At 64.9% G+C, this 12,310-nt stretch carries 9 protein-coding genes; 8 read left to right on the top strand and 1 reads right to left on the bottom strand.

Going from position 1 to position 12,310, the window contains the following annotated elements; translation table 11 throughout:
- Positions 1-49: 49 nt before the first annotated feature.
- Positions 50-190 (bottom strand): 50S ribosomal protein L34, encoded by a 141-nt coding sequence (gene rpmH / locus AC3A4T_RS21665; protein ID WP_027083663.1) that lies wholly within the window; start codon positions 188-190, stop codon positions 50-52.
- A gap of 324 nt (positions 191-514) precedes the next feature.
- Here rpmH and dnaA point away from each other — a divergent pair, with 324 nt between their 5' ends.
- From dnaA to AC3A4T_RS21625, 8 genes are all read left to right on the top strand, one after another.
- Positions 515-1,849 carry a chromosomal replication initiator protein DnaA gene (dnaA, locus tag AC3A4T_RS21660; RefSeq protein WP_487677293.1) on the top strand — a complete coding sequence of 445 codons (1,335 nt, stop codon included), beginning with the start codon at positions 515-517 and terminating at the stop codon, positions 1,847-1,849.
- A 722-nt stretch (positions 1,850-2,571) separates the two neighbouring features.
- Complete coding sequence (gene dnaN / locus AC3A4T_RS21655) at positions 2,572-3,672, top strand: DNA polymerase III subunit beta (protein WP_046658564.1); 1,101 nt, start codon at positions 2,572-2,574, stop codon at positions 3,670-3,672.
- A 546-nt stretch (positions 3,673-4,218) separates the two neighbouring features.
- Positions 4,219-5,304 (top strand): DNA replication/repair protein RecF, encoded by a 1,086-nt coding sequence (gene recF / locus AC3A4T_RS21650; RefSeq protein ID WP_487677292.1) that lies wholly within the window; start codon positions 4,219-4,221, stop codon positions 5,302-5,304.
- A 519-nt stretch (positions 5,305-5,823) separates the two neighbouring features.
- Positions 5,824-8,307: a DNA topoisomerase (ATP-hydrolyzing) subunit B gene (gene gyrB / locus AC3A4T_RS21645; protein WP_487677291.1), complete on the top strand. Its 2,484-nt coding sequence runs from the start codon at positions 5,824-5,826 to the stop codon at positions 8,305-8,307.
- A gap of 172 nt (positions 8,308-8,479) precedes the next feature.
- Positions 8,480-9,151 carry a CPBP family intramembrane glutamic endopeptidase gene (locus AC3A4T_RS21640; protein ID WP_487677290.1) on the top strand — a complete coding sequence of 224 codons (672 nt, stop codon included), beginning with the start codon at positions 8,480-8,482 and terminating at the stop codon, positions 9,149-9,151.
- Between the two features lie 112 nt (positions 9,152-9,263).
- Positions 9,264-10,067, top strand: coding sequence for a M48 family metallopeptidase (locus tag AC3A4T_RS21635; RefSeq protein ID WP_487677289.1), 804 nt, complete (start codon positions 9,264-9,266; stop codon positions 10,065-10,067).
- A 137-nt stretch (positions 10,068-10,204) separates the two neighbouring features.
- On the top strand, positions 10,205-11,428 hold the full coding sequence (locus tag AC3A4T_RS21630; protein ID WP_487677288.1) for a tetratricopeptide repeat protein: 1,224 nt from the start codon (positions 10,205-10,207) through the stop codon (positions 11,426-11,428).
- 146 nt (positions 11,429-11,574) lie between these two features.
- Positions 11,575-12,252, top strand: a complete 678-nt coding sequence (locus AC3A4T_RS21625; RefSeq protein WP_056109564.1) for an energy transducer TonB — start codon at positions 11,575-11,577, stop codon at positions 12,250-12,252.
- Positions 12,253-12,310: the final 58 nt, after the last annotated feature.

Raw genomic sequence — 12,310 nt, 5'->3', positions numbered from 1 at the left:
GGATCGGCACGACAGGTGCGATCAGACGCGGCGCGTTCGCCGGCAACGCTTAGGCGGTGAGACGCTTGCGGCCCTTGGCACGACGACGGGCGAGAATCTTGCGGCCGTCGGCAGTCGCCATGCGGGCACGGAAACCGTGGTCGCGCTTACGCTTGAGGTTGCTGGGCTGGTAGGTGCGCTTGGTGGCCATGATTCGGCTCGAATGTAGACGGCGTAGAGGACCGCGGATTCTATAGAACCGCCCGAGTCCGGGTCAAGCCTTTGTTTAGTTTGGGCTTTGCGATCCGTGACCCGCGCCGCCTTACGGCACCCCCAGCCTGTGCATGAACCTGTGGATTAGTCCTGTTCCGGACCCGGCCTCGATGGTAGTCTGACCGACCCCCCGGCCTTCTCCGTCGCGATGCGAGCATCGTGCGCGGGGCCGCTTTCGCCCGTCTCCGGCCGCGTCCCGCAGGGATCGCGCCGGCCGGTCGACCGAGTCAGCTACACGCACGCACAAGAAGACGCACTACAGATGGAAGCCTGGCCCCGCTGCCTCGAACGCCTCGAAGCCGAATTTCCGGTCGAAGACGTACACACCTGGTTGAAACCGCTGCAAGCCACCCAGCGCGATACCGTGACGGTGCTTTATGCGCCGAACGCGTTCGTGGTCGAGCACGTGCGCGAGCGCTACCTGGGCCGGATCCGCGAACTGCTGTCGTATTTCGCCGGCAGCGAGGAAGTCAGCCTGGAAGTGGGTTCGTTGCCGCGCACTGTCACCGCGCCGGCGCGCGAGGCCGACATCACCGTCGCCGCGCCGCGGCCGGTGGCGCCGCCCGAGCCGTTCCAGGGCAATCTCGACAATCACTACACCTTCGATAATTTCGTCGAAGGCCGCAGCAACCAGCTCGGCCGCGCCGCCGCGTTGCAGGCCGCGCAGAAACCCGGCGAACGCGCGCACAACCCGCTGCTGCTGTACGGCGGCACCGGCCTGGGCAAGACCCATCTGATGTTCGCCGCCGGCAACGCCATGCGCGAGGCCAATCCGGCCATGCGAGTGATGTACCTGCGTTCGGAACAGTTCTTCAGCGCGATGATGAAGTCGCTGCAGGACAAGACCATGGATCAGTTCAAGCGCCAGTTCCAACGCGTGGACGCGCTGCTGATCGACGACATTCAATTCTTCGCCGGCAAGGACCGCACCCAGGAGGAGTTTTTCCACACCTTCAATGCGTTGTTCGACGGCAAGCAGCAGATCATCCTGACCTGCGACCGCTACCCGCGCGAAGTCGAAGGCCTGGAGCCGCGGTTGAAATCGCGCCTGGCCTGGGGCCTGTCGGTGGCGATCGAGCCGCCGGATTTCGAGACCCGCGCCCAGATCGTGATCTCCAAGGCCAAGGAACGCGGCGCCGCGATTCCCGAGGAAGTCGCCTTCCTGCTGGCCAAGAAGATGCGTTCGAACGTGCGCGACCTGGAAGGCGCGCTCAACACCCTGACCGCGCGCGCCAACTTCACCGGCCGCGCGATCACCGTCGAGTTCGCCCAGGAAACCCTGCGCGACCTGCTGCGCGCGCAGCAGCACGCGATCGGCATCCCCAACATCCAAAAGACCGTGGCAGACTACTACGGCCTTCAGATCAAGGACTTGTTGTCGAAACGGCGCACGCGCTCGCTCGCCCGTCCTCGTCAGGTCGCCATGGCGCTGACCAAGGAGTTGACCGAGCACTCGTTGCCGGAGATCGGCGATGCCTTCGCCGGCCGCGACCACACGACCGTGTTGCACGCCTGCCGCCAGATCCGCACCTTGATGGAAACCGACGGCAAGCTGCGCGAAGACTGGGACAAGTTGATTCGCAAGCTCAGCGAGTGATGCCGGCTGGGCTGATCTAGACCGGTGACTTGGAAACAACGAAACACAAGTGAATAAGTAAGCGCAGCGAGTGATCGGCTTCAGGCCAGAGCGCCGCCGCGGTTGTACAAGCAGGAATGTAGAAACACGTCGATTGGCCTACCCGGCATCGAAGCGTACGTTCGCTACGAATCGCGACGTTGAGCCGGTGAACGAAACGACGATATTGCGGCACGTTGGAACGGTGGTTCGGCCGCTGCGTTTGCGCTCACCACAGACGGGATCGCAGGACGATGGCGGTTGAAGTTCGTTCCCAGCGCGGTTGGTTGTTAGCGCGGCAGCTCGTGGTTCGCGATGAAAGCGGATGCCCGTCATCCGTCGCCCATCGATCGGACCCGTCGCCAAGCTGCGGTTAGCCGGTATCGCTCGTTCGCCGCGGTGGTCCAGCGCGACGAGGGACAAGGTAATCCGTAAGCTGCGCTGGCGAAAGGCACAACTTGGGGGATCAAACTCGTACAAACTGTGGACAACTTCGAGGCCGCCGCGAGGCGCGCGATCTATCCACAGGTTGCACCCGCCCTACCAAGCCAGTTCTACCCGCTTTTGAAGTATCGAAAAAACCATATAGATCAAAGGTTTAAGGCAGTTCTCCAACGATTTTCGCTACACCACCGCCACTAAGCTTTTGATTTATACATCTCTTTTAGTGTGGGTTTTCGCCCACAGACGGCCAAGGGGTCCGCATGCGTTTCAGTCTGCAACGCGAAGTCTTTCTCAAGCCGTTGGCCCAAGTGGTCAATGTCGTCGAACGCCGGCAGACCTTGCCGGTCCTCGCCAATCTGCTCGTGCAGGTCAAGGACGGACAGCTTTCGCTGACAGGCACCGACCTGGAAGTCGAAATGATTTCCCGCGTTGCGGTCGACGATGCGAAGGACGGCGAAACCACGATCCCGGCGCGCAAGCTGTTCGAGATCATTCGAGCCCTGCCCGACGGCAGCAAGGTGACCGTCAGCCAGGCCGCCGAAAAGATCACGGTCCAGGCGGGGCGTTCGCGCTTCACCCTGGCCAGCCTGCCGGCCAACGACTTCCCGTCGATCGATGAAGTCGAAGCGACCGAACGCGTGCGCGTGCCGGAAGCGGCGCTCAAGGAACTGATCGAACGCACCGCGTTCGCGATGGCCCAGCAGGACGTGCGCTATTACCTCAACGGCCTGTTGTTCGACCTGCGCGAGAACAGCCTGCGCTGCGTGGCCACCGACGGTCACCGTCTGGCGCTGTGCGAAGCGGCTTACGAAGGCGGCTCGCAGACCAAGCGTCAGATCATCGTGCCGCGCAAGGGCGTGCAGGAACTGCAGCGTCTGCTCGAAGGCGGCGATCGCGAGATCGAGATCGAGATGGGCCGCGGCCACATCCGGGTCAAGCGCGACGATGTGACCTTCACCAGCAAGCTTATCGACGGCCGGTTCCCGGATTACGAAGCGGTGATTCCGATCGGCGCCGACAAGGAAGTGCGGATCGAGCGCGAAGTGCTGCGTGCATCGCTGCAGCGCGCGGCGATCCTGTCGAACGAGAAGTACCGCGGCGTGCGCATCGAGGTGACCCCGGGTCAGCTCAAGATCAGCGCGCACAACCCGGAACAGGAAGAAGCGCAGGAAGAAGTCGAGGCCGACACCAAGGTCGACGACCTGGCGGTGGGCTTCAACGTCAACTACCTGCTCGACGCCCTGACTGCGTTGCGCGACGAGCATGTGGTGATCGCATTGCGCGACGCCAACTCCTCGGCGCTGGTGCGCGAAGCCTCGAACGAGCGCTGCCGCCATGTGGTGATGCCGCTGCGGCTCTGATCCACGGCATCGGGCCGGGTTTCACGACTCGGTTCCACGTGGAACATCACACGCCCGGCTTGTCCGGGCGTGTTTGTTTTTGGATTCCGGGTTCCCGGCGACCTGTCCGGCGGACGCGATGGGTTCACCACGCGTTGAGGCGGCGATTCGGTTTGGGCCGGCTTGATCGGCTTGCCGGCAGTCTTTTGCTCGAGTGTGTGGTCGCAGAGGCTGGCATTCCTGGCATCCACCTACCCGATGGATAAGAGCTTTCGTCTTGCGGGGCGGCTCAAGTAGATGGCTCGTGCATCTGCGGACAGCGGCCAAGTCGGCTGAGCGTTTTGAAAGACAGGTTGTCCGGCTGCTGCAGCCAGCTGAGGCCTCTCCCCTCGTCCAACACACCGGATTTGCCGGTATCGGCATCGACCATCGCCCTGGCGACCCCGGACACGGCTTTTCTGCGATGATCCTGCTCCGCTCCTGCCCCGAAATCCCGCCGAAACGTGGTTTTCGAGGTCTTAGGCGCGGTCCGCGCCCTTCCCCGAGCCCTTCTGCGATGATCCCGCGATGCATGTAACCCGCCTGGACCTGCGCGGATTCCGGCGTTTCGCCGACGTCAGCCTGTCGCCCCAGCCCGGGATCAACCTGATCACCGGCGAAAACGGCGCGGGCAAGACCAGCCTGCTCGAGGCCCTGCACCTGATGGCGTACGGACGTAGTTTCCGCGGCCGGGTCCGAGATGGACTGATCCGAGCGGGCGATCCGGCGCTGGAGGTCTTCGTCGAGTGGCAGGAACTGCGCCGCGATCAGAAGCGCAAGGCCGGCATGCGACATTCCGGCCAGGATTGGACCGGGCGGCTGGACGGTTCGGCGGTGTCCCAGCTTGGCGAACTGTGCGCCGCCCTCGCGGTGGTCAGTTTCGAGCCCGGCAGCCACGCCCTGATCACCGGCGCGGCCGAAATCCGCCGTCGCTACCTGGATTGGGGTTTGTTCCACGTGGAACCGGACTTCACTCCGCTGTGGCGGCGCTACACCCGGGCGTTGAAGCAGCGTAACGCCCTGCTCAAGGCGCGAGCCCGCGATGGCCAGCTCGATGCCTGGGATCGCGAGCTGGCCGAGGCCGGCGAGCCGCTGACCCGGCGGCGTCAGCAGTATCTGGATCAGTTGCAGCCCAGATTCGCCGCGTTGGCGACGGATCTGGCCCCGGCGCTGGGCGAAGTGCGCCTGGATTACCTGCCCGGCTGGCGTCGCGACGAATTTCCGCTGTCCGATGCCCTGCTGCTGGCGCGCGATCGCGATCAGTTGGCCGGTTACACCTCGGTCGGTCCGCATCGGGCCGATTGGCGGATCGGATTCGGCGGTTTGCCCGGCCGCGAGGCGCTTTCGCGCGGCCAGGCCAAGTTGACCGCGTTGTCGGCGCTGTTGGCGCAGGCCGAGCATCATGCGGCGGTGCTGGGCGAGTGGCCGGTGGTGGCGCTGGACGATCTGGCCTCCGAGCTGGATCGCAATCATCAGCGGCGGGTGTTGGAGCGCTTGTTGGCGTCCCAAGCGCAGGTGTTCATCACCGGGACCGATGATCCGCCTGCGTTGGCTGGGATGCAGGTTGAATTGACTCGGTTCCACGTGGAACACGGGGAGTTGGTGGCCCCGTAAACGGGGGAGTTCCACGACGGGTTTCACGAGTGGCGGTCGAGAGCGGGTCTTGCCTCGCACTTGGGAGCTTCGCGAGCCGAGGTCTTTTTCGCTCGTTCCCCATCTCTAGTGGCGCTTCGGAAAACCGCACGGTTAGCGCCGACTGAGACATGAGGTGGCGCAGTTCTGCCGCTTGCAGCCCGGTTGCTCCATTGGTTCAGGGGAATCCAGCCTGCGAAGTCGCTTCATTGGCGCGGTCGCGGCTCACGCCGCTCCTACAGGGGGCGATCGTGTTCCACGTGGAACACGAACGGGTGGCGGGTTTAAAACGGCGCTTGAAGGCCGCATTTATGGGCAGGGACCGAATCGCTGGTCCGGCCTTCCGCGCAGCGCCTGCAGCGCGTTCCAGGCCGCCAGCGGGCCCCTTTCGAGGGCTCGGGTACCCCCGCCCGCCTGCTATACTTCAATCACTTATCTTCTGTGTCTCGACGCACCCGGCGGCCCCGCCGGAGCCCGCGTCGATCGGAGCCTGTTGACGCAATGACCAACACCGAGCACGACCCCTCGACTGAATCGGCCACCGGTTCGACCCCGCCGCAAAGCGCGCAAACCCCGCAGACCTACGACTCGAGCAAGATCACCGTCCTGCGCGGCCTCGAGGCGGTGCGCAAGCGCCCGGGCATGTACATCGGCGACGTCCACGACGGCACCGGCCTGCATCACATGGTGTTCGAGGTGGTCGACAACGCGATCGACGAGGCCCTCGCTGGGCACGCCGACGATGTGGTGGTGACGCTGCACGAAGACGGTTCGGTTTCCTGCTACGACAACGGCCGCGGCATCCCGGTCGATATCCACAAGGAAGAAGGCGTGTCCGCGGCCGAGGTGATCCTCACCGTGCTGCATGCCGGCGGCAAGTTCGACGACAACAGCTACAAGGTCTCCGGCGGCCTGCACGGCGTGGGCGTGTCGGTGGTCAACGCGCTGTCCGAGCACCTGTGGCTCAACATCTGGCGCGACGGTTTTCATCATCAGCAGGAATACGCGCTGGGCGAGCCGATCTACCCGCTCAAGCAGCTGGAGGCCTCGACCAAGCGCGGCACCCTGCTGCGCTTCAAGCCGGCGGTGGAAATCTTCACCGACGTCGAGTTCCATTACGACATCCTGGCCAAGCGCCTGCGCGAGCTGTCGTTCCTCAATTCGGGCGTCAAGATCACCCTGGTCGACGAGCGCGGCGAAGGCCGCCGCGACGTGTTCCAGTACGAGGGCGGCATCCGCTCCTTCGTCGAGCATCTGGCCCAGGTCAAGACGCCGCTGCACCCGAACGTGATCTCGGTGTCGGGCGAAATGAACGGCATCACCGTCGACGTGGCCTTGCAGTGGACCGATTCCTACCAGGAAACGATGTTCTGCTTCACCAACAACATCCCGCAGAAAGACGGCGGCACTCACCTGATCGGTTTCCGCGCCGCGCTTACGCGCACGCTGGCCAACTACATCGAAAAGACCGGCGCGGCCAAGCAGTCCAAGATCGCGCTGTCCGGCGAGGACATGCGCGAAGGCATGATCGCGGTGCTGTCGGTCAAGGTGCCCGATCCGAGCTTTTCCTCGCAGACCAAGGAAAAACTGGTCAGTTCCGAGGTGCGCCCGGTCGTTGAGAACACGTTCGGCACGCGTTTGGAGGAGTTCCTGCAGGAACACCCCAACGAAGCGCGCGCGATCACCAGCAAGATCATCGAGGCGGCGACCGCCCGCGAGGCCGCGCGCAAGGCGCGGGACCTGACCCGCCGCAAGGGCGCGCTCGACATCGCCGGCCTGCCCGGCAAGCTCGCCGACTGCCAGGAAAAAGATCCGGCCAAGTCCGAACTGTTCATCGTCGAGGGCGACTCCGCAGGCGGCTCGGCCAAGCAAGGCCGCAACCGCAAAACGCAAGCGATCCTGCCGCTCAAGGGCAAGATCCTCAACGTCGAACGCGCGCGTTTCGACCGCATGCTCGGCAGCGCCGAAGTCGGCACCTTGATCACCGCGCTGGGCACCGGCATCGGCAAGGACGAGTACAACCCGGACAAGCTGCGCTATCACCGCATCATCCTGATGACCGACGCCGACGTCGACGGCTCGCACATCCGCACCTTGCTGCTGACGTTCTTCTACCGGCAGATGCCCGAGTTGATCGAGCGCGGTCACATCTACATCGGCCTGCCGCCGCTGTACAAGATCAAGCAGGGCAAGAACGAGATTTACCTGAAAGACGACGCGGCGCTGGACCAGTACCTGGCCAACAACGCGGTCGAAGGCGCGGCGCTGATTCCGGCGACCGGCGAACCGCCGATCGAAGGCGCGGCGTTGGAAAAACTGCTGCTCGCTTACGCCGGCGCGCGCGAGACGATCGCGCGCAACTCGCATCGCTACGATCCCAACGTGCTGCAGGCGCTGATCGATTTCACCCCGCTCGACACCGAGCACCTGCTCGCCAACGTCGATGAGCGGCACGAACTCGACGCGCTGGAAAAGCGCCTCAACCAGACCGGTCTGGGCAAGCCGCGCTACGCGCTGCAGCTGCATCCGGCTAACGAGACGCGCCAGGCGGCGCTGCTGGTCACGCGCACCCACATGGGCCAGCAACTGATCCAGGTGCTGCCGTTGTCGGCGTTCGAAGGCGGCGAACTGCGTTCGCTGCGCGAAGCCGCCTCGATGCTGCACGGGCTGGTGCGCGAGGGCGCGCAGATCATCCGCGGCAATCGCAATCAGGCCATTCACAGCTTCGCCCAGGCGCAGGCCTGGTTGCTCGAGGAAGCCAAGAAGGGCCGCGCGATCCAGCGCTTCAAGGGCCTGGGCGAAATGAACCCCGAGCAGCTGTGGGACACCACGGTCAATCCCGAAACGCGCCGTCTGTTGCAGGTGCGAATCGAGGACGCCGTGGCGGCCGACCAGATCTTCAGCACCCTGATGGGCGATGTGGTCGAACCGCGCCGCGAGTTCATCGAGGACAACGCGCTCAAGGTCTCCAATCTCGACGTCTGAGCCCGGCGCGGGTCAGGACACCGGCGACGCGCGCGAGCGCGTCGCCCTCGCATCGTCGTCGGCTCCCTCGCCGCCGACCATGCCACCAGCGCAAAAAAGCGCCTCCACCCCACTGCCGTTGTTTGCCGGAGTTGGCGGTTTCCTTGTCGATCTTTTGCTATCCATCGTTCTGATGGCGGCTTTGTCGCTGCTCGGCACCGCGCTGTGGGGGTTCGCGCAGGGCCTGGGCGGGTCGAATTCCGCGCAAATCGGCGCCGACTCGGGCGCGATGATCGTCATCAGCCTGATCGCGACCGCCGCCAGCGCGCTGTTGGTCTACTACTTTCGTCGAAGGTCCGACGCCGCCGAACGGGCCGCGTCGTGGCGCGCGCTGTGGCGGATTTCGACCTGGGGCTGGATCGCCTTGGCGGTGATCGTCTGCCTGACCTTCAACGCGTTGATCGGCGGGTTCGCGCAGCAGCGCGGCATCGACATGACCCCGACCAACATGGTCCTCGGCGACGCGATCCGCGCCTATCCGGTGGCGTTGCTGATCTTCGCCGTGGTGCTCGCGCCGGCGTACGAGGAATTGCTGTTCCGCCGCGTGCTGTTCGGGCGCCTGTGGGCTGCCGGTCGGCCCTGGCTCGGCCTGATGCTCAGTTCGGCCGCGTTCGCGCTGCTGCACGAGCCGCCCGGACTGAGCGTGAGCCACGGTTGGAGCATGCTGCTGCTGTGGGCGGTGTACGGCTTCATGAGCTTGTGTTTCGGCTGGGTCTATTACCGCAGCGGCAGCCTGTGGGCGGCGTATGTGGCACATGCGATCAACAATTTGATCGCGGTGGCGGCGGTGCTCGCGAGTAGCTGAGTCGCAGGCCCGAAGCGGTTTCGCGGCGTTCGTTCAGCGGTCGCGAACCGGAATTGACGAAGTGTTAATCCACGCGGCGCTACAAGGTCTGATTGCTACGGGGAAAGCTCGCATGAAACGTATCCTGCTCGGGGTGTCGATCGCGCTGATCGCGACCGCCTGCGCCACCACCACTTCGCCGACCGGGCGAACCCAGCATGTCGGCGCGGTCTCGCAGGCCCAGCTCGACCAGATGGGCGCGCAAGCGTTCGCGGATGCGAAAAGCAAGCAGAAACTCAGCACCGACACGCGCAAGAACGCCTACGTGCGCTGCGTGGTCAGCTCGATCACCCAGCAGCTGCCGCCCAACTGGCAGGCGAACTGGGACGTGGCCGTGTTCGTCGACGAATCGCCCAACGCCTTCGCCCTGCCTGGCGGAAAAGTGGGCGTGAATACCGGCATTTTCACCGTCGCCAAGAACCAGGATCAGCTCGCGGCGGTGATCGCGCACGAGATCGGCCACGTCGTCTCGCGCCATCACGACGAGCGCATCACCCGACAGGTGAGCGCGCAGACCGGCCTGAGCATCGTCGGCAGCCTGCTCGGCGCGCGTTACGGCGAAGGCGCGGCCAGCGCGACCGGCCAATTGGGCGGCGCGGCGCTGCAGACCGCGTTCCTGCTGCCCGGTTCGCGCACCCAGGAAAGCGAGGCCGACGTGGTCGGCCAGCGGCTCATGGCGCAAGCCGGATACGACCCGCGCCAGGCCGTGAATCTGTGGCAGAACATGATCTCGGCCAGCAGCTCGCGGCCGCCGCAATGGCTGTCCACCCACCCCGACCCGCAATCGCGCATCCAGGAACTCAATGCCCGCGCCGGCGCCCTGATTCCGGTTTACGAACAGGCCCGCGCGGCCGGCCGTACGCCGAAGTGTGGATGAAAGCGAATTACTGAACAGTGGTTCAGACCCGTATCGCGTCGACCCGAGTTTCTGTTAGGTTGGCGGCCCCTTGGCCTTGCGCCGTTCCGCCGCAAGGCCCCCGGTCCGCGGCCGCTGAGTCTCTTAGAGGTGAGTCCATGAACAAGCAACCCACCCGCAACAGCACCCTGCTCGCCGCCGCTATCGGCGCGGTGCTGGTGTTCGGTGCCGTATCCCAGGCCACCGCCCAGACCGCCTCGGAGCGTTCGGCCCAGCGCCGCGCGGCACGCGAGAGCAACAAGACCGCCGGCGCGCCGGCCAAGGTCGAGAACCAGTACCCGAACGCGACGCGCACCGCGCCGGACGCCAAAGCCTCGTCCAAGGGCGGCGCCAAGCTGCAGAAGATGATGGACGCGTTCGACAAGGAGAAAGCCGCCGACGCGCGCGCCCAGGCCGACGCGATCATCGCCGACACCTCGCTCAACGCCTACGAGCGCTCCTTCGCCGCCCAGATCGGTTTCCAGGTCGCCTACGACGCGGACGACAACAAGGCCGCGATGGAGTACCTGAAGAAGGCGATCGAGATCAACGGTCTCGACAACAACAGCCACTTCGACCGCATGTTCGTGCTGGCCCAGCTGCAGTTGCAGGAAGAGCAGTACGCCGAGTCGCTGGCCACCATCGACCGCTTCCTCACCGAATCCAAGAGCACCAAGCCCGAGCACCTGATCATCAAGGGCAACGTGCTGTACCGCCTGGAGCGCTACCCGGAAGCCGCCACCGTGATCAAGCAGGCGATCGACGCCTCGCCCGAGCCGAAGTCCGAGTGGCAGAACCTGCTGATGGCCACCTACGTGGAGGGCAACCAGGGCGCCGAGGCGGCCAAGGTCGCCGAGCAGATCGCGGCCAAGAACCCGAACGACAAGCGCGCGCAGATGAACGTCGCCGCGGTCTATTCGCAGGCCGACATGCTCGACAAGGCCGCCGCCGTGCTCGAGAAGATGCGCGCCGCCGGCCAGTTCACCGAAGACAAGGATTACCGCCAGCTCTACTCCACCTACCTCAATCTGGATGGCAAGGAGAAGCAGGCGGCCAGCGTGATCACCGAGGGCCTGGAAAAGGGCGTCCTCAAGCCGGACTACCAGGCTTACGTCGCGTTGGCGCAGTCGTACTACTTCTCCGAGCAGTCGGCGAAGTCGATCGACGCGTACAAGAAAGCAGCCCCGCTCGCACCCGACGGTGAGACGTATCTGAATCTCGCTCGCGTGCTGTGGTCGGAGGACCGCATTCCAGAGGCTAAGGAAGCCGCCAAGCAGGCGATCGCCAAGGGCGTTAAAAAGCCCGACGACGCCAAGAAGATTCTCGCGCTGAAAGGCAAGTAATTTCGGCAAAGAGAGCCTGACCGCGCTTGGAACCTGTGACGCGGTTTGGTATATGCTAGGAGGTTCGCGCGACTGGAAACGGTTGCACGAACCGAACGATGGCCCGAGGCGCCCCGGCGTCCGGAAACACCTCCCGAGCTGACGGCATGACGCAAGACCTCGAACTCCAAGTTAGGAATGATGACGACCGCGAAGGTTTGAACTGGGCACGTATTGCCGGTATCACCTGTGCGATCGCCGTGCATGCCGCGGCGCTCCTGCTGTTGCTGGCCCCGATGACGCCGCCCGCACAGCAGCAGGAAGAAGAGCAGGTGACGATGGTCAACATCATCAAGCCGCCGCCGCCGCCGCCGCCGCCGCCGCCGCCGCCGCCGGATCCGCCGAAGCCGATCACGACGCCGCCGAAGGAACTGTCGCCGCCGCGACCGACTCCGACGCCGCCGCCGCCGGATCAGCCGCCGGTCGAGAATCTGGACCCCAGTCCGATCGATCCGCCCGCGCCGCCGCCGGCTCCGCCGTCGCCGCCGGCCGCCGCCAGCGATATCAATTCCGGCGTCGATCCGTCTTCGCGCCGCCTGAACCCGCCCAAGTACCCGCCGACTGAAGCCCGTCAAGGCGTGGGCGGCACGGTGGTCCTGGTGATCAGCATCGATGCCCAGGGCAACGTGCTGGACGTTCAGGTCGAGAAATCCAGTCGCAACCGCAACCTGGACCGCGCGGCCATGGATGCCGCACGCAAGTGGCGCTTCAACCCGGAAGTGCGCAACGGTCAACCGATCGCCAGCCGCGTCCGAGTGCCCGTCGATTTCGTCCCGCCGAACTGATCGGGTTCGGCGCGACCGCAAGCCCGCTACACGCTCATCGCTTTTGGTAACACCTTCT

Source organism: Lysobacter sp. Soil_N_51 (genome assembly GCF_057655755.1).
Note: the sequence above shows the minus strand (reverse complement) of the source record. Positions and strands in the feature narration are given on the sequence as shown.